This window comes from Deltaproteobacteria bacterium GWA2_45_12 (assembly GCA_001797365.1).
Lineage (GTDB): Bacteria > UBA10199 > UBA10199 > UBA10199 > UBA10199 > UBA10199.
On record MGPH01000024.1, the window covers coordinates 1 to 26,612 of the forward strand.

The 26,612-nt window shown below is 46.0% G+C and carries 24 protein-coding genes and 1 pseudogene (1 of these 25 running past the window's edge); 14 read left to right on the forward strand and 11 right to left on the reverse strand.

The features are described from left to right. Positions 1 to 66: 66 nt before the first annotated feature. Positions 67 to 894: a hypothetical protein gene (locus A2048_03840; protein OGP09681.1), complete on the reverse strand. Its 828-nt coding sequence runs from the start codon at positions 892 to 894 to the stop codon at positions 67 to 69. 299 nt (positions 895 to 1,193) lie between these two features. On the opposite strand from A2048_03840, the gene A2048_03845 reads away from it, so the two are divergent. The 11 genes from A2048_03845 to A2048_03895 all read left to right on the forward strand — a co-directional run bounded on the left by A2048_03845 (position 1,194) and on the right by A2048_03895 (position 12,738). Continuing rightward, complete coding sequence (locus A2048_03845; protein ID OGP09641.1) at positions 1,194 to 1,646, forward strand: hypothetical protein; 453 nt, start codon at positions 1,194 to 1,196, stop codon at positions 1,644 to 1,646. Position 1,647: 1 nt separating this feature from the next. Beyond that, positions 1,648 to 3,174, forward strand: coding sequence for a hypothetical protein (locus tag A2048_03850; protein OGP09642.1), 1,527 nt, complete (start codon positions 1,648 to 1,650; stop codon positions 3,172 to 3,174). Between the two features lie 92 nt (positions 3,175 to 3,266). Then, complete coding sequence (locus A2048_03855; protein OGP09643.1) at positions 3,267 to 4,595, forward strand: hypothetical protein; 1,329 nt, start codon at positions 3,267 to 3,269, stop codon at positions 4,593 to 4,595. 335 nt (positions 4,596 to 4,930) lie between these two features. Next, a complete protein-coding gene (locus A2048_03860) occupies positions 4,931 to 5,674 on the forward strand; it encodes a peptide ABC transporter permease (protein OGP09682.1) in 744 nt (247 codons plus the stop codon). A gap of 109 nt (positions 5,675 to 5,783) precedes the next feature. Further along, positions 5,784 to 6,764 (forward strand): peptide ABC transporter ATP-binding protein, encoded by a 981-nt coding sequence (locus A2048_03865; GenBank protein ID OGP09683.1) that lies wholly within the window; start codon positions 5,784 to 5,786, stop codon positions 6,762 to 6,764. Between the two features lie 75 nt (positions 6,765 to 6,839). Further along, on the forward strand, positions 6,840 to 7,811 hold the full coding sequence (locus tag A2048_03870) for a peptide ABC transporter ATP-binding protein (protein OGP09644.1): 972 nt from the start codon (positions 6,840 to 6,842) through the stop codon (positions 7,809 to 7,811). A 71-nt stretch (positions 7,812 to 7,882) separates the two neighbouring features. Then, on the forward strand, positions 7,883 to 8,893 hold the full coding sequence (locus A2048_03875) for an ABC transporter permease (protein ID OGP09645.1): 1,011 nt from the start codon (positions 7,883 to 7,885) through the stop codon (positions 8,891 to 8,893). Positions 8,894 to 8,996: 103 nt separating this feature from the next. After that, complete coding sequence (locus A2048_03880; protein ID OGP09646.1) at positions 8,997 to 9,830, forward strand: sulfate ABC transporter permease subunit CysT; 834 nt, start codon at positions 8,997 to 8,999, stop codon at positions 9,828 to 9,830. A gap of 103 nt (positions 9,831 to 9,933) precedes the next feature. Then, on the forward strand, positions 9,934 to 10,764 hold the full coding sequence (locus A2048_03885; protein ID OGP09647.1) for a sulfate ABC transporter permease subunit CysW: 831 nt from the start codon (positions 9,934 to 9,936) through the stop codon (positions 10,762 to 10,764). Then, a complete protein-coding gene (locus tag A2048_03890) occupies positions 10,761 to 11,795 on the forward strand; it encodes a hypothetical protein (protein OGP09648.1) in 1,035 nt (344 codons plus the stop codon). The genes A2048_03885 and A2048_03890 overlap by 4 nt, the downstream gene beginning before the upstream one ends. Before the next feature lie 85 nt (positions 11,796 to 11,880). Further along, the gene (locus A2048_03895) at positions 11,881 to 12,738 is read left to right on the forward strand and encodes a 3-hydroxybutyryl-CoA dehydrogenase (GenBank protein OGP09649.1); all 858 of its coding nucleotides are present in this window, start codon (positions 11,881 to 11,883) and stop codon (positions 12,736 to 12,738) included. Here A2048_03895 and A2048_03900 read toward each other — a convergent pair whose 3' ends face one another. Next, positions 12,739 to 13,353 (reverse strand): hypothetical protein, encoded by a 615-nt coding sequence (locus A2048_03900; protein ID OGP09650.1) that lies wholly within the window; start codon positions 13,351 to 13,353, stop codon positions 12,739 to 12,741. A 95-nt stretch (positions 13,354 to 13,448) separates the two neighbouring features. Further along, positions 13,449 to 14,309 carry a phage antirepressor protein gene (locus A2048_03905; protein OGP09651.1) on the reverse strand — a complete coding sequence of 287 codons (861 nt, stop codon included), beginning with the start codon at positions 14,307 to 14,309 and terminating at the stop codon, positions 13,449 to 13,451. Positions 14,310 to 14,385: 76 nt separating this feature from the next. Here A2048_03905 and A2048_03910 point away from each other — a divergent pair, with 76 nt between their 5' ends. Beyond that, positions 14,386 to 14,703: a transcriptional regulator BolA gene (locus A2048_03910; GenBank protein ID OGP09652.1), complete on the forward strand. Its 318-nt coding sequence runs from the start codon at positions 14,386 to 14,388 to the stop codon at positions 14,701 to 14,703. 11 nt (positions 14,704 to 14,714) lie between these two features. Next, a complete protein-coding gene (locus A2048_03915) occupies positions 14,715 to 15,572 on the forward strand; it encodes a hypothetical protein (protein OGP09653.1) in 858 nt (285 codons plus the stop codon). Between the two features lie 36 nt (positions 15,573 to 15,608). Here A2048_03915 and A2048_03920 read toward each other — a convergent pair whose 3' ends face one another. The 8 genes from A2048_03920 to A2048_03955 all read right to left on the reverse strand — a co-directional run bounded on the left by A2048_03920 (position 15,609) and on the right by A2048_03955 (position 25,177). After that, on the reverse strand, positions 15,609 to 16,430 hold the full coding sequence (locus A2048_03920; protein OGP09654.1) for a hypothetical protein: 822 nt from the start codon (positions 16,428 to 16,430) through the stop codon (positions 15,609 to 15,611). Between the two features lie 117 nt (positions 16,431 to 16,547). Further along, positions 16,548 to 18,434, reverse strand: a complete 1,887-nt coding sequence (locus A2048_03925; protein OGP09655.1) for a hypothetical protein — start codon at positions 18,432 to 18,434, stop codon at positions 16,548 to 16,550. A gap of 147 nt (positions 18,435 to 18,581) precedes the next feature. Further along, positions 18,582 to 19,442: a hypothetical protein gene (locus tag A2048_03930; GenBank protein ID OGP09656.1), complete on the reverse strand. Its 861-nt coding sequence runs from the start codon at positions 19,440 to 19,442 to the stop codon at positions 18,582 to 18,584. Then, complete coding sequence (locus A2048_03935; GenBank protein OGP09657.1) at positions 19,435 to 20,424, reverse strand: hypothetical protein; 990 nt, start codon at positions 20,422 to 20,424, stop codon at positions 19,435 to 19,437. Before A2048_03935 ends, A2048_03930 begins: the two co-directional genes overlap by 8 nt. A gap of 31 nt (positions 20,425 to 20,455) precedes the next feature. Then, entirely contained in the window at positions 20,456 to 21,592 is a 1,137-nt protein-coding gene (locus A2048_03940) for a hypothetical protein (GenBank protein OGP09658.1), read from the reverse strand. Positions 21,593 to 21,615: 23 nt separating this feature from the next. Beyond that, positions 21,616 to 22,935 (reverse strand): hypothetical protein, encoded by a 1,320-nt coding sequence (locus A2048_03945; GenBank protein OGP09659.1) that lies wholly within the window; start codon positions 22,933 to 22,935, stop codon positions 21,616 to 21,618. 108 nt (positions 22,936 to 23,043) lie between these two features. Continuing rightward, the gene (locus A2048_03950) at positions 23,044 to 23,679 is read right to left on the reverse strand and encodes a hypothetical protein (protein ID OGP09660.1); all 636 of its coding nucleotides are present in this window, start codon (positions 23,677 to 23,679) and stop codon (positions 23,044 to 23,046) included. Between the two features lie 31 nt (positions 23,680 to 23,710). Next, on the reverse strand, positions 23,711 to 25,177 hold the full coding sequence (locus A2048_03955) for a hypothetical protein (GenBank protein OGP09661.1): 1,467 nt from the start codon (positions 25,175 to 25,177) through the stop codon (positions 23,711 to 23,713). Positions 25,178 to 25,204: 27 nt separating this feature from the next. On the opposite strand from A2048_03955, the pseudogene A2048_03960 reads away from it, so the two are divergent. Further along, positions 25,205 to 26,612: pseudogene (locus tag A2048_03960) on the forward strand (hypothetical protein); it runs 281 nt beyond the window's last position.

The following is a 26,612-nucleotide window of genomic DNA, read 5'->3' on the forward strand; positions in this document are numbered from 1 at the left end:
CCTTTAAACGAATCCGGTTTAAGTTAACCGGACACTAGTGGTTTGTGATGAATCTTCTTTAACACTTCAATTTTCTGCTTGTTGTTTGTGAATGCGTTTGAGGACTTCGTTGGCCAGTGTCGAATAATTCTGGGCTCCGGAAGAAGACGGGGCAAAATCAAAAATGGAACGTCCATCTAACTGGGCCTTGTTTAAGTCGGTATTGACAGCAATGCGGGCCTTGAAAATACTGCCTTGGAAATAATTTTTCAGATTTTCTTCCACCAAGTCATTCATGGTGATATTGCGGCCATCCACGCGGGTGAACACAACTCCTAACACTTTCAAATTCTTGTTAAGCCGCTCATTCACCGTATCTAACGTATCAAGCAGATCCGTCACTCCTTCAAAAGCCAACACCGACATTTCACAGGGGATCACAAGGTATTCCGCGGCACACAGGGCATTGATGGTTAAATTCCCCAAATTGGGCGGGCAATCAAGAATGATAAAATCAAAACGTGTTCTGGCCACTTTCAGGGCAGTGGCCAAAATGAATTCCCGGCCAATTTTGCTGGCAAGCGCCCCTTCCGTTTCATAAAGGGCCCGATCCCCCGGAGTAATGGACAATAATTCCAGCTCAGTCTGGATGACTGAATCAATGATATTCCCTTTTTTGGCCAAAAGAGTAGCTGACATGGGGGTGTATTCCATTCCATCAGGAATGAGCGACCCCAACGATTTTTCAACATGCCCCTGCGGATCCAAATCGACGATGAGAACTTTTTTGTGATGAAGTTGACTTAAGGCGGAAGCCAGATTAACCGCCGTGGTTGTTTTTCCCACTCCCCCTTTTTGGGAACAAATCGCAATGACCTTGGCTTTTTTTTCGCCCTTGGTTAATTTGTCGGCCATTTGAAGAGCGTCGGTTGAAATGAGTTCTTTGATTTTCTCTGTAAGCATATTCAAAATTCCATCCCTCACCCATTTTTGAAGTGCCTATGCACTATATATTCATCTTTAAACTTACAAGGAGAAAAGATATTTTTTTGGGAACAGCCCTGACCCATCCTGATTAAATACATAAGCCCTTAAAATTCCAATGGAAATCTTGACCGTCTTTAGTTCGAATGTTATGGTTGGTTCATCTTTCATTTAAGTAAACTTTTAATGAGCACTAACGTACTCATTAAAAATTGAAATACACTATAAAAGTGCATCCAGAAAAATCACTGCCCAAAGATGTTCAAAAGCTTTTTTCGGTTCTCTTACAACACTTTATCCCCCCACCCCCTGATCTTAATTTGGATGGCATTGAAAGATCGATCAACCACATTTTAGCCCGTTACATTTTGGCCCTGTCTCCTCTTTTAAGATACGGATTACTCATTTTACTCAAATTTTTTGAATGGGGGCCTTTTTTCTTTGGCTTTGGACTTATTCGTTTTTCAAATCTGAATTTCAATCTTCAGCTTAAATACATAGACAAATGGAACCATAGCCGGGTCAATCAGTTAAGGGAATTTTTAAACGGGGTGCGCGGCATGATCATGGCTGCGGCCATGATGGATAAACGCATTTGGGAATATGTTGGTTATGCTCCAGAAGAGCACATCCACGAAAAAATCAAGCAACACGAACAGCTCATGTCTAGCATGGAGGTATAGTTTGATACTCACCTACGACAAGATCGTTAAAAACATCGATGAAACCTGCGATGTGTGTGTGATTGGCTCTGGAGCCGGCGGGGCCCCCATGGCCAAAGAACTGCAGGAGGCAGGCTTGAGTGTCATTTTGCTGGAAGAAGGTTCTTATTATCAAACAAAAGATTTTCGGAACTCCGACACCATCGAAAGCCTTATCAAACTTTATCGGGAAGGGGGTTCCACTTTCACCATTGGCAAACCCAATATTTCTTACGCCGAAGGGCGCACCGTAGGGGGATCCACCACGATCAACGGGGGAATATGCTGGAGAACTCCGGACAAAATTTTAAAACGATGGCAATGGGAAAACGGGTTGGCCGATCTCACACCCAAGAGGATGGATTATTTCTTCAGCCGGGTTGAAGAAATCATTTCAGCCAAACCGGTACTTTCTGAATCGATGAACAAAGATTCCGAAACCTTGAAAAAAGGCGCCATCAAGCTTGGATACGAGGTCAGGGCCAATATCCGCAGCCATCAAGCCTGTGTAGGCACCAACCAATGCTTAACGGGTTGCCCCACGGGGGCCAAACAATCAACCCTGGTTTCTTATATCCCCTTATTTTTGAAAAAAGGCGGGAGACTCATCGCTAATTGCCGTGTCAGAAAAATTAAAAAAAGTGGCCACTATGTAACAGGGGTCAAGGGCGTCATTATTGACCCCACTACCGGAAAAACAAAAGCCCATGTGCGCATCCGCTCAAAAGTTGTGGTTGCCAGTTGCGGTGCCATACAAACCCCGGCCCTTCTGCTGCGCAGCGGAATTCACGACAAGAAGCGTCTTACCGGCGGAAATCTTTTCATGCACCCCAACACAAAGGTCATTGGCGTTTTTGATGACCCCATTTATGGATGGAAGGGTGTCAATCAGGCTTATCAGATCACTGAATTCATGGGTGAAGGGATCATCATGGCCGTTAATTTTATTCCCCTTCCCATCATGGCCCTGGCGTTTCCCCATTACGGGAAAAACTATCTGAGCACCGTGAAGGAAATTTATAACCACTGCATTTTTGGTGCGGCCCTTATCGAAGACACCTCCCGGGGGCGCGTTCACAACCTTCCCTTTGATCAAACACTGGCCACCTACCAGTTAAACCAGCAGGATTTTCACCTGGCGCTTCGATCCATTGCCCTTTTATCAGAAGTGTATTTTGCAGCCGGAGCCAAAAGGGTTTATCTCCCCCTTCGCGGGTTGCAGGAATTGCACACCATTGATGATCTACGAAAAATTTATGAATATCGTTTTAGCCCGGTTGATCTTGAGTTAATGACGGTGCACATGATGGGCACATGCCAAATGGGGCACGATGCCAGCCGTTCGGTCGTCAACCAGTATGGTGAACATCACGAACTGCGCGGATTGTTTGTCGCCGATGCCTCGGTATTTCCCACATCCATCGGGGTCAATCCGTCTGAAACCATTATGGCGCTTTCAACGCGATCGGCTTTTCATATCGCTGAAAATGTCTCGAAATATTTGGAGTAAATAATGGGGCCCCTGAACGGAGTGGTCACCGAGCGGAGTCGAGGGGTCGAAGGGACGGGCACCTCGACTCCGCTCGGTGACCATAATATGGTATGACCACAAATTGGACTACCCTCGAAAAAACCGCCCTCACCCATTTACAAAATCTTATCCGCATTAACACCACCAACCCGCCCGGTAACGAACTGGAAGCCATTCGTTATATCTCAAAAATTTTAGAGGAGGCCGGCATTCCCCACCAGATTTTTGAACCAACCCCTGGGCGAGCCAATCTTGTCGCACGCATTCGGGGAAGTGGCACCAAGCGTCCTTTAATGCTGACATCGCATGTCGATGTCGTCCCTGCCGAGAATTCCGGATGGAATCTGCCTCCTTTTTCGGGGGAACTAAAAGATGGATTCATCTGGGGAAGGGGCGCCATCGACATGAAGCAAATGACCGCCATGAGCCTGGCCCTGTTTGTTGAAGTTTGTCAGCAAAAAATAAAATTACCGCGCGATTTATTGTTTGTGGCCGTTTGTGATGAAGAAGCAGGCTGTCGATGGGGATCAAAATGGTTGGTTGAAAATAAACCTGAACTTTTGGATGCCGAATATGCCTTAAACGAAGTGGGAGCTTTTAGTCTTTATGTGGATGGTCACACTTTTTATCCTATTGGAGTCGCCGAAAAAGGTTTGTGTTGGTTTCGCATCCACAAAAAAGGCGACCCGGGACATGGCTCCATTCCCCACAACAATCAGGCGCTTCCCCAATTGGGTTATGCCGCTTTCAATCTTTCAAAAAAAAGCCTCTGTTTTCACAAACACGATGTCCCCGCCCAATTTATCCGTCAAATCGCCCAAAAAATTTCATTCCCCCAAAACATCATCCTTAAAAAATTAAGTTCCTCCTTCTGGAATTCACTCATTCTGAAATTTTTTATAAAGGATGCTAAAAAACGGGCTGCTTTCCATGCCCTCTTTCATAACACGGCATCCCCAACCATTTTTAAATCGGGGCAAAAAATAAATGTGATCCCCTCGGAAGCAAGCCTAGATGTGGATGGAAGACTTATCCCAGGGCAAACAATCACTTCCTTTTTGGAAGAAGTTCAAAAAATCCTTGGGCCGGGCTTTGAATTGGAAAGATTATCCGAACATGAAGGCTCCGAGGTGGAACATGAAAATGCGTTCTATAAAACTTTGCAACAAACCCTTATAAAACACGATCCCGGGGCGACCCCTATTCCTTACATGAATCCGGGTTTTACCGACGCCGCGTTTTATAAAAAACTGGGGATCAAATGCTATGGTTTTGTTCCCGTAAAACTGCCCCCGGCCTTAAATTTTTCGGAACTTTTTCACGGGCACAACGAACGAATTCCCGTGGATGGATTTTTATTTGGCCTTAAAGTACTGTGGGATGTTATTTGTGAGGGGTAAACAACCGTAAGGGCAATTCATGAATTGCCCCTACAAACATGACAAAAAACTCTGCAATAAAACTCGTTTTAAAACAATACTGGCAATCAAAATTAAACCGGATTGGTTTGGTTTTTGTTGTGGCCATGTTTTTTATAGCCGTCTTTGCGCCCTTCTTGGCCGGCAACGTGCCCCTCTATCTTAAGATGGAAAATAAAACTTATTTCCCTGTACTTACTCAAGTGGCTCCTTTCAAATTTTTTTATAAGAAATCGGCGTTAAGAGATGTCGACTTTATAAAAGTAAGGGCAATTCATGAATTGCCCTTACAAAGGGACGAACTTCCCTTACAAAAAATCATCTTCCCCCCCATCCCCTATTCCCCCACAGAATACAATTTAGACATCCCCCTTGAGGCCCCCAACAAAGAACACCCCTTGGGAACCGATGATCAGGGGCGGGATGTGGCCTCCCGCATGATTCATGGCTCGCGTATTTCACTTTCTGTCGGGTTTGTGGCTGTGGGTATTTATGTGATCATCGGCACCATTATCGGGGCCCTTTGTGGTTTTTATGGCGGCAAATTTGACATGATTATTTCCCGAATCATCGAAATCATCATGTGCTTTCCCACATTTTTTCTGATTTTGGCCGTGATTGCCTTTATTGGCCCCAGTCTTTTTAACATCATGGTGATTATCGGGTTGACCAGTTGGACAGGCATTGCAAGACTTGTCCGTGGCGAATTTTTAAGACTGCGCCCCCTTGACTTTGCAACCACAGCCCAGGCCTTGGGCTTTTCATCCGGACGAATTATTTTCAACCATCTTCTGCCCAATGCCCTGGCCCCGGCCATGGTGGCCGCCACTTTTGGAATGGCTTCTGCTGTGCTGGTTGAATCATCCCTTTCATTTTTGGGTTTTGGCGTGCAACCCCCCACCCCTAGTTGGGGAGATATTTTGTCCCAGTCGCACGATTACATCGACATTGCCTGGTGGCTCACCCTCTATCCCGGCTTGGCCATCTTTTTAACGATTACTTCCCTTAATCTGGTGGGAGAAGGGTTAAGAAATGCCATCGATCCGAAAATGAAAACGTAAAGTTTATTTGATGAAAAGAATTGCTTGTGTTTAACTTGGGAAGATTTTGAAAATCCCCCTCTTTCCCCCTTTAACAAAGGGGGATGAAGGGGGATTTTTTCAGAAAAATATGAAACCCCTTCTCGAAATCAAAAACCTGCGAACCTATCTGGATACCGCTGAAGGGACTTTAAAAGCCGTCAATGACGTTTCTCTAACCATTCCCAAGGGCAAGGTCGTGGCCTTGGTGGGCGAATCGGGTTGCGGCAAGAGCATGACGGCTCTTTCCATTCTTCGGTTGATTCCCGTTCCTCCGGCCAAAATTGTCGGTGGAGAAATTTTATTTTACGACAACACCGATTCCCCCGTTAATCTTTTAAGAATTCCTGAAAAAGAATTGAGAAAAATCCGCGGCAATCGCATTGCCATGATTTTTCAGGAACCCATGACAAGCCTTAACCCCGTTTTTACCGTGGGCGACCAAATTGGTGAGGCCGTCATGCTGCATCAAAAGCTTTCAAAAAAAGAAGCGCGGGCGAAAACAATTGACATGCTTAAACTGGTGGGCATTCCCAATCCTTCCACCCGCATCGATGACTACCCCCACCAATTAAGCGGTGGGATGCGCCAACGGGTGATGATTGCCATGGCCCTTTCGTGCAACCCCACTTTTTTGATTGCGGATGAACCCACCACGGCCCTTGATGTGACGATTCAGGCCCAGATTCTGGAATTAATGGAGGAACTGATCAAAAAAACAAAAATGTCCCTTTTGCTTATCACCCACGATCTGGGTATTGTCGCTGAAAAAGCCAGCCATGTTTGCGTGATGTATGCCGGCAAAATCATCGAGGAAGGAAGTGTGGAAGAAATTTTTGATAACCCCAAACACCCTTATACACGGGGACTCATGGATTCCATTCCCAGTTTGCAAGCCAAAGGGGAAAAAAGATTAAAAGCCATTCCTGGGAATGTGCCCAGTTTGGCCAAGCTACCCAAGGGATGTGCTTTCCAGGAACGTTGTAGCCGGGCCTTGGACGATTGCCGATTAAACGAACCGGGTTTTTTTGGAAACGGCCACCGGTATCGGTGTTTTCATCCGATTAATTGATGTAGGGGCGGGGTCTCCCCGCCCTATACCGTATGGTACAGGGTCCCTCCCTGGGTCGGGAAACCCGACCCCTACATGAACAAAAATATGTCCCCCATTCTCGAAATAAAAAATCTGGTCAAAAAATTTCCCGTCAAGGGTGGTTTTTGGGGAAAATCCAAGGGGTATGTCCATGCCGTTAGCGAGGTGAGTCTTTCATTAAACCAGGGAGAAGTTTTGGGCTTGGTGGGTGAATCGGGCTGCGGCAAATCTACTCTGGGACGTACCATTTTAAAACTTGTTGAACCCGATTCCGGGCACATCTTTTTTGAAGAAAAAGACATCACTCCCTTTTCAGTAAAAGAAATGCGGCCTCTAAGAAAGCGCATGCAAATTGTCTTTCAAGACCCCTATGCCTCCCTCAATCCCCGCATGACGGTGGGCAATGCCATTTTGGAACCCATTACCGTCCACAACATTGTTCCCAAAAAAGAAAGACGCGACCGGGTTGTGGAACTTTTGGAAATGGTTGGGTTGAATGCGGATGTTTTCAATAAATTCCCTCATGAATTTTCCGGAGGACAACGCCAACGCGTGGGAATTGCGCGGTCCTTAAGTGTCAACCCGACTTTCTTGATTGCCGATGAACCCGTCTCCGCCCTGGATGTTTCCATCCAGGCCCAAATCATCAATCTTCTTTCCGATCTTCAGCAAAAGCTGAAACTATCGATGATCTTTATTGCGCACGACCTTAAAGTGGTTGAACACATTTCAAACCGCATTGCCGTCATGTATTTGGGAAAAGTGGTCGAAATTTTTTCTGCAAAAGACATAGAAAAAGCAAAACATCCCTACACCCTCTCCCTTTTATCAGCCGTGCCCATTGCTAACCCGCACGTAAAGAAAAAACGGATCCTCCTCCATGGCGATGTTCCGTCTCCCATTACGCCCCCTTCAGGATGTGTTTTCCATACCCGTTGCCCCCTAGCCAAACCTTCGTGCAAGGAAAACATCCCCGCTTTAGTCCCACGCACCAAAGACCATTTCATTGCCTGCCCGTTGGTGTAATTTTTATTGGTTCAATTTGCCTTTTTGACAAAATCCCCTTATAGGGCCTTTTAGGAGTTCGATTATTAATTATGAAACCCGTTATTAAATTGATCGCCGCTTTATTGGTATTGATTGTCTTTTCCCAATGCACAAGCGCTCAACCCGATAAAATAAAACTACTCAATGTTTCCTATGACCCGACGCGCGAATTCTATGTCGATTTAAACTCGTTATTTCAGGAATTTTGGAAAACTAAAACGGGAAACACTGTTTTTATCAAACAATCCCACGGCGGGTCCGGAAAACAAGCTCGTTCTGTTATTGATGGCTTGGAGGCTGATATCGTCACATTGGCTTTGGCCTATGATATCGACGCCATCGCTGAAAAGTCGGGGCTTCTTCCCGCCAATTGGCAAAGTCGCTTGCCCTTTAACAGCGCACCCTACACTTCAACCATTGTTTTTTTGGTGAAAAAGGGAAATCCCAAGGGAATTAAAGACTGGCTTGATCTGGTGAAACCGGATGTTTCTGTCATTACACCCAACCCCAAAACCTCCGGCGGTGCTCGTTGGAATTATTTGGCGGCATGGGGCTATGCCTTAAAACAAAATAATGGGGATGAAACCAAGGCCAAAGAATTCATCAAAGCTCTTTACAAAAATGTGCCGGTTCTCGATTCTGGTGCGCGTGGTTCAACGACAACCTTTGTCGAACGCGGTATTGGGGATGTGCTGATTGCCTGGGAAAACGAGGCTTTTCTGGCCATGAATGAATTGGGCAAGGAAAAATTTGAGATCGTCTTCCCTTCCATTTCCATTTTGGCTGAACCTTCCGTGACAGTAGTCGACAAAAATGCGGCCAAGCACAACACCACAGAAGTTGCCAAGGCTTATCTGGAATATTTCTATACGCCTGAAGGTCAGGAAATTGCGGCCAAGCATTATTATCGCCCCCGCCTGGCAGCTATTGCAGCAAAGTATGCAAACCAATTTCCCAAGATGGAACTTTTAACCATTGACGGAAATTTTGGGGGATGGAAAAAAGTCCAAGAGGCCCACTTTGCCGACAGCGGTGTTTTTGACCAGATTTATGTGCCGTAATGATGAATCATCTGGGGGAGAGAAAACTCCCCTCCTTTGTTCCGCAAACGGAATCCCGCTATGCGGTGATAAGGAGGGGTAAGGGGAGGTAGAGTCCCAATCAATGAAACTACTCAAAGAAAAAAGCGTGCTTCCTGGTTTTGGAACCACCATGGGCTTTACTCTCTTCTACTTAAGCCTGCTGGTTCTTATTCCCCTTTCCATGCTTTTTTTAAAAACATCCACACTCGGGTGGAACGGCTTTTGGGACATTATTTTATCTCCAAGAATTGCCGCGGCCTGCCGCTTGAGTTTTTTTACGGCCCTGGCGTCTGCCGGCATTAACGCCATTGTCGGGCTCCTTCTGGCCTGGGTTTTGGTGCGCTATGATTTCCCGGGGAAAAAAATCATGGATGCTTTTGTTGATCTTCCCTTTGCGCTTCCCACAGCGGTGGCGGGAATCACTTTAACAAGCCTTTATTCACAAAATGGGTTCATGGGAAAAATTTTAGCTCCTCTGGGAATTAAAGTCGCTTTCACTCCTCTGGGGATTATTCTTGCGCTTACATTTATCGGGCTTCCCTTTGTGGTCAGAACAGTGCAGCCCGTCTTGGAAGACCTGGATACAGCCGTGGAAGAAGCCGCTGTATGCCTGGGAGCCACCCGCATCCAGACTTTTTTCAAGATTCTTTTGCCCGTGATATTTCCTTCCTTAATTACGGGGTTTACCCTGGCTTTTGCCAGGGCCATTGGGGAATACGGATCGGTTGTTTTTATTTCGGGGAATTTGCCCATGAAAACAGAAATTGCCCCGCTTCTGATTGTGTCCAAGCTGGAACAATATGATTACACAGGGGCGACCGCCATTGCCCTTTTCATGCTGGGCGTATCCTTTATTCTGTTGCTGACGATTAATATTTTGCAATGGTGGAGCCAATCCAAGCAGGTGGAAAATTGATTCGTTTTTTATTTCGGCCCCTTGGGGCCGAAATAAAAAAACGGATCAACCCTGAGCGATCCGCCTTACGGCGGAGAGTCGAAGGGTGGGATGAAAAGTTCATATGTCACAAAAATTAAAACCATGGTGCACAGAATCAAAAGGCGTAAGACGGTTTCTTATTTGTTTGGCCGTTATCTTTTTTGCCTTATTCCTTATTGTGCCTTTGGCGGCCATTTTCTTAAACGCCCTTCAGGGGGGCTTCAAACTTTATTTGGCCTCCATTGTCGAAACCGATGCACTGGCCGCCATCAAACTAACTCTGATTGCCGTGGGGATTTCCCTCCCCTTGAATGTTTTCTTTGGTGTGGTGGCTTCTTGGGCGATTGCCAAATTTGATTTTGTAGGAAAAAGACTTCTGATCACTTTGATCGATCTTCCCTTGTCGGTTTCTCCTGTCATTTCGGGTTTGATTTTCGTCCTCATTTTTGGAGCCCAAGGACTGTTGGGGCCAACTCTTGCCCAACATGACATCCAGATTTTATTTGCTGTTCCTGCCATTGTGCTGGCCACCCTGTTTGTTACCTTCCCCTATGTGGCACGCGAACTCATCCCGCTCATGCAGGCCCAAGGAACCGAAGAAGAAGAAGCCGCCCTCACCTTGGGGGCTAATGGATTAAAAACTTTTTTTCTGATAACCCTTCCCAACATCAAATGGGGATTAATCTATGGCATTATTTTATTGAACGCCCGCGCCATGGGGGAATTTGGGGCTGTTTCGGTCGTCTCAGGACACATCCGTGGATTAACCAACACCGTCCCCCTGCATGTGGAAATTTTATACAACGAATATAATTTCATCGGCGCCTTCGCGATGGCTTCCATTCTGGCCTTAATGGCTTTGGTGACTCTTGTGCTTAAAACGGTGACCGAGAAAAAAGGAGATCTGGCATGAGCATTCAGGTTAAAAACTTAAACAAGAAATTCAACCATTACGTGGCCGTCAATAATGTCAGCTTGTCAGTCAACGACGGTGAATTTGTCACCCTGCTTGGGCCTTCGGGCTCCGGCAAATCAACCATTCTGCGGTGCATTGCCGGGCTTGAATCTCCCGATGAGGGCCACATTGAAATTAATGGTGAACAAGTCACCCATGTTCCCGTCCAGGAAAGAAAAGTGGGTTTTGTTTTCCAACACTACGCCCTGTTTCGCCACATGACCATTCTGGAAAATGTGGCCTTTGGTCTGCAAGTGCGCAATGTTCCCAAAAATGAAAGGGAAGAAAAAGCCAAACAACTTTTGCATCTGGTGGGATTATCAGGCTTGGAAAAAAGAATGCCAAACCAGCTTTCCGGCGGTCAACGCCAGCGTGTGGCCCTAGCGCGCGCCCTGGCTCCCGAACCCGGGCTATTGCTTTTAGACGAACCTTTTGGGGCCCTTGATGCCCAGCTGCGTAAAGAACTGCGAACCTGGCTTAGAAAATTGCACGACCGCATTCAGCTTACTTCCCTGATGGTCACCCACGATCAAGATGAGGCCCTGGAACTTTCCGATCGTATTTTAGTCGTAAACAAGGGGCAAATTGAACAAGATGCCACACCGCATGCCATTTTTAACAAACCGGCCACCGAATTTGTGGCCAGCTTTGTGGGGGAAAGCAATGCCATCGAGGGAGTGGTTCATGAAGGAACTGTGGCCTGGGGCCCTTTCCGGTTTAAAGCCGTGCATCTTCCCACTGGCACCAAAGTGCATGTCCTTTTCAGACCCAACGATGTTTACATTACTTCCAAGCGGGAACAGGGCGGATGGCCGGGAAAAATTGTTTCCGTCCAGTTTTTGGGGTCCATGGAGGAAGTGAAAATCGAAATAGAGGGGGGAATCTCCCTTTTGGCTCATGTCCCCTTGGGTATTTCAGAACAAAGTGAATTTCATTCGGGAAAAAATGTTTACATCATGCTCACACGGGTTCATGTGTTTGCCAAATAATTGTTTGACATATCCCTCTCCAGCCCGCTAAAGACAGGCATCGTTTCGTTTCTTACAAAAAAAATCATCTTTTCAAGGAGACACTATGCAAATCAAAAAAATCGGCATTATCGGAACTGGCACCATGGGACAAGGAATTACTCAAGTTGCGGCCCTCAGTGGTTTTGAAGTCACTGTCACAGACGCCACCCCCGAACGTACCAAAAAAGGCATTGCCAATGTTGAAAAATCCTACGGTAAACTGGTTGAAAAAGGCAAATTGACCGCCGATGCAGTTGAAAGTGCCAAAAAGAAAATCACTGTAGCCACGAACCTTGCCGAATTTAAAGACTGCGATCTGATCATTGAAGCCATTACAGAAAATGCTGAACCAAAACGAAAACTTTTTGCCGAATTAAATACCATCGTCAAGCCAGAAGCCATTTTTGCCAGCAATACTTCTTCCATTTCAATCACCTTGCTTGCAGCGTCCAGTGGACGACCGCAAAAATTTATCGGCATGCATTTTTTCAACCCGGTGCCCGTCATGAAACTTGTTGAAGTCATTCGCGGGCTTCAAACAAGCGATGAGACCTTTAAAGCCGTTTTTGCCACTGCCGAAGCGTTGGGGAAAACGCCGGCCGATATCAAGGATTCCGCCGGCTTTGCCGTCAATCGTCTGCTTTTGCCCTTAATCAACGAAGCCTTTTATGTCCTTCAGGAAGGCTTAGCCGATGCCAAAACCATTGATACCGTCATGCAACTGGGTGCCAACCATCCCATGGGCCCACTCACCCTGGGTGATTTTGTCGGGTTGGATGTCGCCCTTTCGGCCATGGAAGTATTGCATCGTGATTTTGGAGACAGTAAATACCGTCCCTGCCCGCTCCTCCGCAAATATGTAGAATCAGGCTGGCTAGGCCGCAAAACCGGCCGCGGCGTGTACGATTATTCGCAGAAATAATTAAACAATAATTTCCTGCATAATCGTATTAATTGTTTTAAGTTTGCCTCTGAAACAATAATGTTGATCAGAAATATACACCAATTTGCGTTTCGATTTCTCTTCTAGAAACAGAAGAGACTGTATTACAGTTTTTAAAACAATACAGGCATCATCTCTATCCACACTTGTTGGAATTATATGTAATCCTAAAAGTTTTGTTTTTTTTGTTTGCCTATCGATACATTCTTTAAATTTTGGATCACCAAAACCTTCTTCAAGCTGCACGCTGATAAGAGCCATATTTTCTTGGTTAAATTCTATATCCCAAATGTGATTATGAACAATAAGATCTCTTAAAACAAAAATTTCCTTTAATTTTTCAGTATTTTTAAATTTAGAATATTGTTTCTGTATACGTTCATAAATTTTCCCCTTGCTCTTAAGGGATGTTAAAAAAGATTCTAAACAAACAACTAATAAAACAACTATCGAAGCAGCAAATGGATTTTCAATAGGACCACTTAAAGCTGGAGATTTTTGAATAGATTTTTCTAGTAATTTTTCAAATAAGTAAAAGATAGGCCTGAAGTAAGCATTACAAATAACCGATTTAAACTTGTCACTATTTTTCATACGCCAATAGCTAGAATCAGCCTCATAAATACCGAGTGACCCTTTGATCACCGCGTAGCGGTGGTCAAACCATCACTCTCCATTTATAAGATGACTCATTTCAATTTTTTTCCATTCTCCTCAAACACCAAAAAATTCTCATCCGTCACCACGCTTTTTCCTGTTTTAGTTTCCAATGCTTTTCTGGCATCCCCAGCAATGTGGCCACCTTCTCGAGCGGCAATTTTGTTCTGACCAAATCCTTGAGCATCCTTGCCACGGGCAATTTCTGTCGTGGAGGCTTCCCCTAACATGGTAAAAATCAACTCCAGATCATTCATATGGTCACGCAAATTTTCACGCTTTAGACCTTTGATGTTTTTATATTCCGATGGCGTAATCCCAAAAGTCGCCTTTGAAATTTCGGCGGTCAAAATGGCATATTCTTTATCACTTCCAACATTCCGTTTTTGCCATTCATCAGTCAGCTCACCGCGAATAGCTATGCCACGAACCCTTCTTTCTATCCAACTATCTGGATAACCCTTCGCCCGATACAAGGCTCTCATTCTTTTGGAAGCTAATTCGGGGTCTTCAATTTCTTGAATGCGTTCGTAACCGACCTTCGCCAACCATCGTTTAAAAGGTTCTGCTTTAGGAGAGGGAATGGATTGGATGATACGAAATAAAGTTTCTGTATTGGCACAATCAGTTTCATATTTTTTCCCATCCGAAGACTCTAATTTCAGTTGTCCGATTTTTTCGGACAACTCACCAAAACCCTCGTTTTCAATGAGTTTTTTCTTCAAATCCGCCCAATATTTACGTGGACGTTGGCTATCGGTAAGAACCTCAATCACATCAATAATCGAGAACCACCACTCGTTTTTATGCAAGAGTCGACGAATTTCTTTTTTATTAAATACAACCAGATGATGACTCAATTCTTTTTGGACTTGTTCATTATGCGATGCCATGTCAACCTCCTAAAAAAATGTTTTTAACAGCCTTTTCTAGGTTCGACAATCGTGAAAATATTCAGTAGTAAAAATCATGCCCATTCAAAGCCACATCGAATCACTTCTTCAAAAAAGCCTTGTCCCCATTTATTTAGAAGTGATCAATGAAAGTCATCAGCACTCCGTCCCCAAAAATTCTGAAACCCATTTCAAAATCGTCATCGTTTCGGACCAATTCAACAATCTTTCTTTTGTACAAAGACAAAGGAAAATAAATGAGCTTCTTAAAGAATTCATGGGTAACCCCATTCATGCTCTCACCATGGGAACCTACACGGTGCTTGAATGGAATCAAAAAGGGAAACAAGCAAAGCCATCTCCTCCTTGCCTTGGGGGTTCAAAAAAATCATAATACGCGACTAAATGAAAACCATTCTTGCCCTTGTTCTTGTTAATTCATTGTTTGGTATCGGATACCCCTTGGTCAAAACCATTGTGCACTACCTTACACCAGCACAGTGGGTTTTTGTTCGCGTCCTTTCTTCAAGCCTGATTCTGTTGGTCTTTCAGGGAAAGGCCTTGTTTTCCCATCCCATCACTTTGAAACAATTTGGCGGGCTCGTCCTGGCTGCTTTTTTAGGAATTACCTTAAATCAGATTTGTTTTGTGGAAGGACTTTATCGTTCTACCTCTGGCCATGCGGCCATTATCAATGCCACCATCCCACTTCAAACCATTCTCTTGGCCTGGTTGTTTGGAAAGGAGAAAATCCAGCCACTGGAATGCCTGGGCATTGCCTGCGGCCTGGTCGGTGTGGGTATTTTGCTTCAGGTGCAAAATATCGGTGTTTTCAACCCTTTTTTAAAAGGGGATTTGTTTGTGTTGATCAATGCCACTTCGTATTCTTTGTTTCTTATTTTTGCCAAGCAAACCCTTGAAAGCTTTTCGCCGATGTTAGCGTTGACTTGGATTTCATTGTTAAGTGTTGTGGGTACGGGTTGGTATGCGGGGTGGAGCCTTCCTCTTTCAACCATTCTTCACTTGCCCCCCAAACTATGGCTTTACATGCTTTATCTGATTACGTTCCAAAGCATCGTCACTTATTACGCCAATATTTGGGCTCTTAAGCGAGTAGAGGCTTCCCATGCGGCCATTTTTGTTTATCTTCAACCCGTCATAGCCACCATTCTTGCCTACACCATGCTTGGGGACTTACCCCAAGGACATTTTTATTTGAGTGCGGGACTTATTTTTGTGGGGATTGTGTTGGGGAGTTTGTAGGGACAATCCTAGGATTGTCCCTACGTAGAAAATCCATCACGTCCAATATTTTTCCACATGCACTTGGCCAGGAACCTTATGGGTGTGCTCCTTAAAACCGGCCTTGGCCAAAAGCTCGGTGGTGTCTTTGATCATGTTGGGGCTGCCGCACAAAAAGAAATAGGTATTGTCAGGAGTGATATCTGTTTTCCACGCATCTTTAAGCGCCCCTAACTCCCACAATTTTTGAACATGCCCCGTCACACCCTTCCACGGGGCCTTGTCTTCATGGGGACGGCTGATGATGGGAAGATAGGCAAAGTTTGAACTCATTCGCGCCAAAGCGGCAAGCTCCCCCCGATAACAAAGTTCCTGTGACGTACGCACACCATGAAGCACAGCAAATTTACGTGATCCCAAGGTTTCGATATTTCCGTAAATCATGCTCATAAAAGGCCCAAGACCCGTGCCCGTTCCAATGAAAACAATGTTTTTATCCTTGGGAACCGGGTCCATTGTAAATGTCCCCGTGATTTTAGGCCCCAAAAACAAGGGATCTCCAACTTTTAAATTCCACAAACGCGGAGTGAAAAGACCTCCTTTGACAAGGGCAATGTTAAACTCCACATAATTTTTTTCATGGGGGGCCGAAGCAATCGAGTAAGCCCTTTTAAGAAGTTTGGTCGGATCAGCAATGGGGGTTTTATCGGGGTCCGAACCGGAACAACGCGGGGTGGAACCTAAAACGCCCAAGGTGGTGTATTGCCCTGGTTTGAAATTAGGGACTTCCCAGCCGTTGGGAATGATACGCAAAACGGCCAAACTAGGGCCGTAATCAATCCGTTCCGCTAAAATTGCATTCAATTCATCACCAGCCATAACGCCTCCTTGTATAAACCCTTCGACAGTCTCAGCGTGTCCACCTACTTGGACATGGTGAGCTCCGTCGAACCATTTAAGATGTACAAATAAATAAAATTCCCGTCCGCCAACAAATTATTTCAACCCTTGCAATCCATACACACGTATTTTTTCTTCCTTACCCTTGACATAAATCTCATTTAAAAATGTTGCATCGATTTTTTTCTCTGCCGCCCTAAAGGTGCTTTCACTTATAACAACAGAAGATTTTAAATCCTTCGAGGCCGTTTCAAGGCGCGAAGCCAGATTCACCGTATCGCCCATCACTGTGTAATTTAATCTTTGGGATGAACCCATATTGCCCACAATCACATCGCCGGTGTGAATCCCCACCCCCACCTTGAAAGATTCAACCCCATATTTTTCCCTGAAAACAGGTTCAAGCTGCGCGGCCCTTTTTTGAATGGCGAGTGCCGCTTGGCAGGCGATGAGAGCATGGTCTTCAATGGAACGGGGCACTCCAAAAACAACCATGATGGCATCACCGATCAACTTGTCGATATAACCCCCAAGCATGATAATATCACGGGTGACAGGATCAAAATAATCGTTCATCATGGCCACCAAAACATCGGGGGATAATTTTTCAGAAATGGCGGTAAAATTCCGTACATCACAAAACAACACGGAGCAAAAAGCCTTCTCCCCTCCCAATTTTAATCGCGAAGGGTCTTTTACAATTTCCTCAATCACGTCGGGGTGCAAATAAGACTGGAAAATCTTCCGGATTTTCTTTTTTTCTTTTTCTTCGGTCAAGCTTCGATAGGCCGTTATGCCAAAAAGAATAACTCCCCCCTCCATGATGGGATGAACAAAAGCCAGGATATATCCTTTCAAAAATGAAAAATAGACCAGACTTGCATACCCAACAAGCAACAAAACACTCAACAGCATGCCTGTCATAAGGGAACTGCGGGTTGAAAAAAAATAAGTCAAAAGAGCAATCACAGCCAGGGCCATAAGAGAAAGTATTTTTGTTGTAATATTTAGGTGCAAAAAATTTTGCGTTAGCAGAGTTTCAACCGTGTCGGCTTGGACAAACACCCCGGGAGTCACCGGTGAAAAGGGGGTCACGCGCAGATCATAAATACCCACGGCCGTAGCCCCTATCAGGACAATTTTATTATTGAAAACGGAGGGGGGCACTTTTTTGTTTAAAACATCGGTTGCTGAATAAATATTATAGGCCCCCTCCCCCCGATAATTCACCCAAAGTTCCCCCAACTCATTGGTGGGAATGAAATAATCCTTAAGACTGATTCCTTCCAAAACGCCCTTGGCGTCACGGATGGCAATGGGATCAAAATCTTCCTGATATTTTGAAAAAAGCTTCAGGGAAAGCGAGGCAAAATTTTCATCCCGGTATCTTACAATAAGGGGGGTGTGACGGATCATGCCGTCACGATCCGGCAGGGTATTGAAAAACCCCTGCGAAGCGGCATGGCTTGCAATGGAAGGTAAATTGGAAACAACCCCGCTCATCGTGTGCAACGAAGTCTGAAACCCCGCATGTTGGGGAAGCGCTATATCAGCAATGGCCTGAAAACTTTGTTCCATCACAAAAGGAGTAAGGGCCGCTTTTTCAATTTCTTCCTGATTGTTATAAAAATAATATCCCAAAACCACTTTCCCGCTTTTTTCAAGACTGGCGGCCAAAACATCATCTTCATCCGATTTTTCGGCAAAAATAATATCCATGCCCACCACAGCGGGGTTCCCTTCGGTAATGCGATCAACAAGACTGGCCATTCGGCTACGGGCCCATGGCCAGCGGCCTTCACGGCCAAGACTTTTTTCGTCAATGGCCACAACAACAATATTGCCTTGTGAAACCTGTTGACCCCGTAAATTAAAACGCCAGTCGACGGATTTGAGTTCCAACCAGTCTATAGCGGACCATTCAGAAAGAAAAGAAAAGGAGAAAAGAAGGAAGGGAATAAGGGCCAGACAGATTTTTTTCATTGCAGAGTCACCCTTCGAGAGCCTCAGGGTGTCCATTTTTGTAGGGGCAATTCATGAATTGCCCCTACCCGGACATGGTGAGGTTCTCCCGCACACGGGACCCCGCTACGCGGTGGTCGAACCATGAACTCGAGTTTCTAGAGGTGCCTATAAGGATAGGTGCATACCTTCATGCGCCAGAATGATCTTTATTTTTTTTGAGCGCAGTTTTTTGCAAAACACCGCAAAATTCTTTTTCAAAAAAACATCGGTATTTTGGGGAGCATGATGAAAAAACACCAGCGTTTTAATATGGGCCTTGATGGCTAAATCAAGGGCATCATCCCATGACGAATGTCCCCATCCACAATAAGTGGGATAATCTTTGTCTGTAAATTGGGCATCATGCACCAAAATATCGGCTCCATAAAGATTTTCAATCAGGGCCGAGCTGTAAAATTTCTTTAAAGAACGGGAAAGATGACAAAATTTGTGAATGCTTTCGTGGTCGGGCAGATAGGCCAGTCTCTTTCCTGAAATTTCGGCCACATATCCCAGGGTTTTCCCGGGATGATTCACATAAAAGGAACGGACCACAAAGGGTTTGACCAAAATGGTGTCACTGCCAACAGGATAGTAAGTGATGCGCGAAGCCACATCGGTAAGCGGAACCGGAAAAAACTCGGAGGAAAAAAGATGCCCCAAAATTTCATCCACACTACGAACATAGCCTTTGGGGCCATAAATATTAAGACGCACATCTTTTTGATAGAGCGGAGTGAAAAAGGGAATCCCAATGACATGGTCAAGATGATAGTGCGACAAAAAAAGATGAAGCGTTTTCTTTCCCCCTTCGGCCATGATTTTTTGCCCCAAAAGCCTAATGCCCGTGCCGGCATCAAAAATAAGGCGCGTCTTTCCACACAAAACTTCAAGACAGGATGTATTCCCCCCTATCTGAGCTGTTTGGGGGCCTGGGGAAGGAATCGACCCACGCACTCCCCAAAAACGAAGTGTTGTTTTATTCATCCAGAGGTCCTTCATTAAAAAAAGATTTCAAATCATAAATAGCGGTATTTGAATCCAGGGCAAAATCAGCCGCAATAATGCCCCCCGTATTGGGGTTATGATCCCCGACTAAAACATTAAAAAATCCCCTATCCCCCAGCAATTCATCAGCCGCCGGTTCGTTTAAGGTGATCGTAAGGAGATCCAACCCCGCATCCCATGTGGCTGTCCCCGAAGCATCCCCATTATTAAAGGCAAAGAGATCGCCTGTCACGGCATCCAAAAATTGCACATCACTTGTCAGTGGATTTTGGTCCCCATTGAGAAGCACTTTCAAAAAAGTTTCAGCTCCGAAATCAAGAGGATCTTGAAGCCCATCAAGGGGGTTATTCAAAAAATCGCCGCTTCCTGTTTGGGTATTGGCATCCTTGTCAAAAAACATCAGGACCTGTGTCCCTTCGGGGTTTTGCGCGTTCGAAAAAGCAATAAAAATATCATAGGTTTTACTCCCGGCATTCTCGGTTCCCGACCAATCGACATCCGTCAAGTCCTGGGCCCCATTCGGAAAAATATCGGCTGCATCATCCCTAAAAAAGTTAAGAAACGAAGTGTCAATTTGAACAGAGGCCCCGCCCTCAGGCACGTTTGCTGTGGCCGTACCCCTGTAACCACGTCCCTCGTCCTGGCCTTCTACTTCAACGACAAAAATCCTGTTATCCCCCACAGGGACATCCAGCGAAACAGTAATCACTCCATTATTATCTTCAGGGAAATCGGCAGGGTCAAAAGAAGTGAGGATGCTATTCATGTCAGCGGCCGCCACGCTTACCTTAATACTTTGGGGAACAATCAGAAGAGCCCCCACCTGCAGGGCCGCTGGCACCGAAACAGAGACAGATCCTTCCATCTGCGATTTTTGGTTTGCATCACCCGAAAAAGAACAATGGAGTAAGGACAAAACAAGGACACTGCTCAAAAAAACAAAGAAAATATTTCTTTTCATAAAAAATGAACCCAACCCGCTAACCTTGGGGTTAGGGCCCGTTAGGATTTGGATTATCATTGGGTAAATTATTTCCCGGAAGCCTTGCCGGTGGCGGTGGTTGTTGCTGCGGCTGTCCACCCCCATTATCCGGAAAATGAATGGGAATATCGACAGGAGCTTCTACCGGCCCTGCCGCAGGAGCCTGCACTGGGCCTGAACTTCCTCCAGCAGCATCGGAAGGAGGTTGACTCACTCCACCCGGAAGCAGTTGGGGAGGGCTTACACCCTGGCCTCCACCGGCAGGTCCTCCCACATCATCTCCTGGCGTGTTATTTTCAGTACCTCCCGGCAATCCTGGGGCTGGCTCATTGGAGTCTAAACCTTGACCCGTGGCCGTGGCCCCTGTGCTATCCCCCGTCCCTGTTTGATCCTGCTTGTCAGAATCTCCCGATGTCTGCCCTGATTCCTGCGCCCCCGGTTGTGTTTGCAATGCTTTTGCTTCTTCTTGCTCCTTTTTGTCACTAACCCCTTCTCCACCGGGTTGCCCCATAACATCTCCCGCCGAAGTGCCCTCAAAATGAACCTCAAAATGTTTCTGTACCTCGGGTGTAATCGTCGTTGGAGTTATCGGTGAGGCGCTACGTACTTCGGTGTAATGACCCGTTGTCACCAAAACTTTTTGATCGGGGGTTTTCTTGTTGAAGGCATCAAAGGCTCCATTAAAACAGACAAACTGGGTTCCCGCTTTAAAAACATAAATTCCCAAATCAGTCCCACGAATACCTGCTACAGCCGTGGGAGTTTCAAAAGTCACCTTGCTTGTTTGCAGCTGACCACTTGTTTTGCTGACAATGGCACGCACGGTTCCTTGCACAATATTAAACAGGGAATTTCTAAAAGACTGTTTTGGTTTGTAGACATATTCTGTGACTAAAAGTTTTGAATGGGCCCCCAAGGACAAGAGTGTTTCATCGGTAAAAAGAACCTTAAGCTCTCCTTTTTGGGTGATCAAAGTATCCAAGGCAAAGATTTCATCGTTAAACTTAAGAGCCAAAGGCTTTTGGGCTCCCTGCCTTATCACCTGGGCCTCTCCCTTCACAAAAACAACTTGCCCCACAGAAGTCGCCCCATGACAGACAGGGGATAAAAGAAAAGCAACCATAGAAAAAATGATAATTTTTTTCATAAAAAACCCCTTAATACCTGATTTTAGTATCTGAACCCCAAACTTAACCCACCCACATGTTTTTTGTATTCAAAGTAATCAATATTCGAACTGTTAGACGTATACGAATAAAAACCCGTCACCGTAAGCCACGCCCCCACCCTGCGATAAAGGGAACCGGTAAGCGTAAACGCATCATCACTACGCTCTTCACCCAAAATAGAATCCGTGTTGAAAAAGTTTTTGTCCAAAAGATAACTGGCTGCCCCCTGTATCCCCAAATCCCAAAACAGGGGAAAAGCCGCAACCGCTTGCAAAGTATGGGAGAGGTAATCCCAATCATCCCCATCGGCCAGGTTAGCCCCAAAAGTGTACCCCGTCATGATGTAGGCCGACTGCTTTTTGTTTAAAATAAAATATTCCGAAAAACTCCCTTCGACAGCCCAGGCATCGCGGTCTTGATCCTGCGTGGAAGTGTCTTGCAAAAAAACATCCCGACGTGCCCTGGGACGGAACAAACTTATAAAGTGGGTTCCATGCTTCAAACCCAAATTGGGGTTCCACTGAAAACTTTGCAAATATCCTTCCGAACCAAGCATCGAAGCTTCATAGACCAGGGGAAGTGTGGCCCAAAAAGAACCATGGGTAAAGCGCTCTGTTAACCCCACATGAGTCACTCCATAATTAAAATCTTCAAGCTCGGCATGAATGGAATGGTTGTGGGAAACATCCACCATCAGCCCATATTTTTCACGGTTCACAAAATGATATCCGGTTCCAACACCGACACCCCACACCCAGTCATCTTTATCCGAAGGCAGGCTAGACAAGCTTAAATCATTGGGTTCAAGGGTGACATTGGAATCAAACAAGGTGGTTAAACTGGCATAGGCAAAAAAAGGTCGGGTTGTTTCAGGCTGTGCCGATTCTTTTTTCAACGAGGATTTGTTTGTTTCCAAATAACCGCGGGCAATTTCCTTTTCGGAGGAAGAAGCTTTCAATTTCAACACCGTTTCAAACTGAAAACGGGCCTCTTCTTTTTTTCCTTCCTTCCATAAAGAAAGCCCCAGAAATAAATGAGAAGACGGATCTTGAGGCACCAAATCTGCAGCCTTTTTGAAAAAACCAATGGCCTGGGAAGAATTTTTGAGATTGTAATGGGAAAGTCCCGCAAAATAAGCGGCCCCATGATGACGTGGGTTAAGACTGGCTGCCTCGGAAAAAAGAACCGCAGCCCGAGCATACTGCCAGTCGTTGTATTCAAGCAACCCTTTGGAAAAAACAACTTCTGCCCTTCCTTCCGGCCCTGCCGCCCTGGCCGAAAAAGACAAAAGCATCATAAGCACAAACAACCCTTTTTTCATGCAAGACTCCTTCATTTCTTTTTGGGATGAAACTTGGATTTTAACGGGCTCTTAAAACAAAAGCAACATGAATTAAGACATGAAAATGATTGGCGAACAAAAACTTGTTCACCCCAGTTTTTTGGCCTTATTGGCCACATCCCTTCCCAAAATTCCCTGGATTTTTACGTAGAGAGCGGGGTTGAGTTTTTTAAGATTGTTCAATTTTTCGTGCGGCCAGCCGATCACCCCGATTTCGTGGTTGATCACAATATCGGCCGACGCCCTTCCATCGGTTAAAAAACTCATTTCCGCCATGAAATGGCCACGTTCAAGCAAAGCCACTTCGTGATTTGCCTTTTGAACATGGGCCTCGCCTGAAAGCAGCAAAAAAACCTCGTGGGGTTGGTCCCCTTCTTTTAAAAACAACCCTGCAGGGCGAGTTGAAATTTCTCCCAAGCTCCAAAAATAAAGAAACTCACGCGTACTCAAATTTGAAAAAATATTTTCGTAAATATCTTCAAACGTTTTGGGAATGGGCACCTTGGTGCGCTCACGAATCACTGCAATAATCTGAACCGTATTGACCACACTAAAAAGACTGTTCCAAAAAGCGGTGGGATAGGCCCCCTTGGGGACAGCATAAATCACCTGACAAATGTGCCCAACAAGCAAAATACAGCGCAACCAAAGAATGTCACGCACGGCAAGGCCGATAAAAATAAGCAGATAACCAAAATTAAGAACGTAGAAGGGCCAGGTCATAAGATGGTAGGGACCCCGCGTTACGGGGTCCTTACTCCTCAGGGTTCCGTGGAAATTTAAAATACGGCAATCTGACATCCCCGAACACATATTGATCGGCACGAATGTCACTGGGCGCTTGGTAGCCATCAATGGCTTGGGCCGTCACATAATCATCTTGCTCCACCCCATCACCGGAAACCCCCAAGCCTCCGACGAGGACACGGTTACCTGCCCCATCTTCTTTATATAAAGGAGAACTTCCCGGAAAAAACACAATGCCGTTTTGGTTGGCATTGGCGGGCTCGCGCCCCTGAGTGCAAGGATTGGCTTCATCAAATTCAAATAATTCGCGCAAGGGGCCCGGATCTGTATCGTTAATGCCTGAAGGGAAAAAAGGTTGGGACGAAAACCCGATGGTACGATTGGTATAAGCTGTTCCGGCAGGCAACCCAGGAATTTGATCAGCAACATCCACTCCTGCCCCACTAAAATAAGTGACATTACGGGCCTTGGCCACGGCCACATCAAGGCTAAAAACGGTGGAATCGCGCATGCGTCTCAAACCCAGAATATTGCCTTCCAGGTCGGTCACAGCCATGGCCATCTTGGCCCTTTGCCCCAATGGAAGACGAATAGCCGCCCGCGTCCGGTTGGAAGCCGCTTCTGCGGCATCTAAAATAGTTTCAACATCGGCAGCCAAAAGCTTCGGGTCATCGGCCGTGGGGCTGTCAATGATAGCCACCAAATCGCCCGTGGGGGGTTCACTCCCTGCAATGGGAGCCACGGTATAAGCTCCCACAAAAGCACCGGCTGCAAAACCAGCCGGGCGAGAGGTTTGCTTCACAAAGGGAAGTTCAATCCCATCAATAAAAATAACCCCCGGTTCGGCAACCGTTGGCGGAAAAAGAGCCAGACCCGAAAATGCGGCAAATTCGGCTGCCGCTTCACTCACCCCAGCCACCCCCACCCCACCGACCACACGCCCATCAATATAAAGAGGCACTCCTCCGGGAGTTACCGTAACGCCCACACCGGGAGACGCTCCAGCCACAGTGGTAGCAGGCGTTATATCCTGTCCCGCAAGAAAAACAGCATTCAGGGAACATCCCCGATTGGTATGTTCAATTCCAAAAAGGGCCCCGGAAGCTGTGTTGGCAATGCCGGGAGGAAAATGATCACGACTGATGTATCCAACCGTACGGCTTGAAAGCGGAGCCTGGTCATTTGAGAAAAAAGCCGCCGTACGCGCCACTGAAAGGGCCAACTCTTGAGCTTGGGCTGTTGCTGCCGGCTTTGCAAAAACAGCCAAAGGATTGCCGGCACGATCAACACCGGCAATAGTTTGAGCCGTGCCGTCAATTGCCAGGGCCGCCGCCTGTACCACACTTTCTACTTGAACTGCTGTAAATTGGGTGGCCGGTGCGTCAATGGTTAAATCGGGTGGAATGCCTTTGTTGGCTTCACAACCGGAAAAAACCATCAGGATCAAAAAGAGTTTCTTTGAAATTTTTTTCATGAAGTGTATACGACGTAAATATCACTCATGGGGTTTAAACATCAATCAAAAACAAGGTTTTTCGTTTTGGTTCTGCTTGTCGGTTTGGGGTCATTAAACTTAAACGCGGCTGTGTTGCACCAACGAGTCCCCGCCCCTCCACCTAAACGGATAGACCCTTCCCCCGTTAAAGGGGAAGTTTTAAAAAATCGCTGGGACATCAAACCCCCGCCCCATGAATTGAATGTGAAGGGCAAAACCATTGACCCTTACAACCAAAATAAATTGAAAGGAGACACTCCAATCATCGGGCAGGACGTCTTTTTTATTTTCACCGCCCAAAGTGAAACCCTTTTTGAACACAGAAAGCTTCCCATCCCCAGTGCGGCCAGTGCGGCAGGGGCCGGCCGATTTTCGTTTTTTGGGAATGGGAATCTCACTTCCATCAACCAGAATTTTCGTTTTACCCTGGAACTCTACAAGGGAAACACGGCCTTTGAACCACGCAAGTGGGAAGTACGTGTAACACCCGTCTTTAACATCAATCGCCTCCAAGCACGCGAACGCGGGGTGATCAATGCCAATGTCGCTCGTGGTACCGTACGCAACGAATTTGATTTTGCCCTTCAGGAAGCCCTGGCCGAATATCATCTGGGAAATGTAAGTGACCGCTTTGATTTTATTTCGCTGCGTGGGGGCATTCAGCCCTTTACCAGCGATTTGCGCGGTTTTGTATTCACCGACACCAATTTGGGTGGACGTCTTTTCGGAAATTTTGGGAACAACAAATACCAATGGAATGCCGCTTTTTTTGATTTGCTTGAAAAAAATACAAACAGTGAACTTAACATGCTCGACCGCCGTCGGCAGGAAGTGTTGGTCGTCAATTTGTTCAAACAGGATTTTTTCGACTTACCGGGATGGACCAACCAGTTCAGCATTGTCTGGAACCATGACCAGGCCACAAAGCATTTTGATCAAAACGGTGTGCTTACCCGCCCGGACCCCGTAGGCGCCGCAAAAAAACATGACCTGGATGCGGTCTATTTTGGTTGGACATCCGATGGCCACATCGGTCGTTTTAATGTCGCCCACGCTTTTTATTTTGTCACCGGCCGCGATCAAAACAACCCCATTGCCAGCCGTGACCTCGACATCTTCGCCCAGATGGCGGCCCTTGAACTTTCCTACGACCGCGACTGGTATCGGCTGAAAACTTCCTTCTTTTTTGCCACCGGGGATGACGAACCGCGCGATGATACCGGAAAGGGTTTTGATGCCGTGGTTGATTTCCCCAAATTTGCCGGGGGTGAGAACAGTTTCTTTCATCGGCAAAACATTCGTTTAAACGGCATCAACCTCACGCAGCGAAACTCGTTTTTGACCAATCTCCGTTCCTCAAAAACCGAGGGTCAATCCAATTTTGTCAATCCCGGGCTTTTCTTGGCCAATGTAG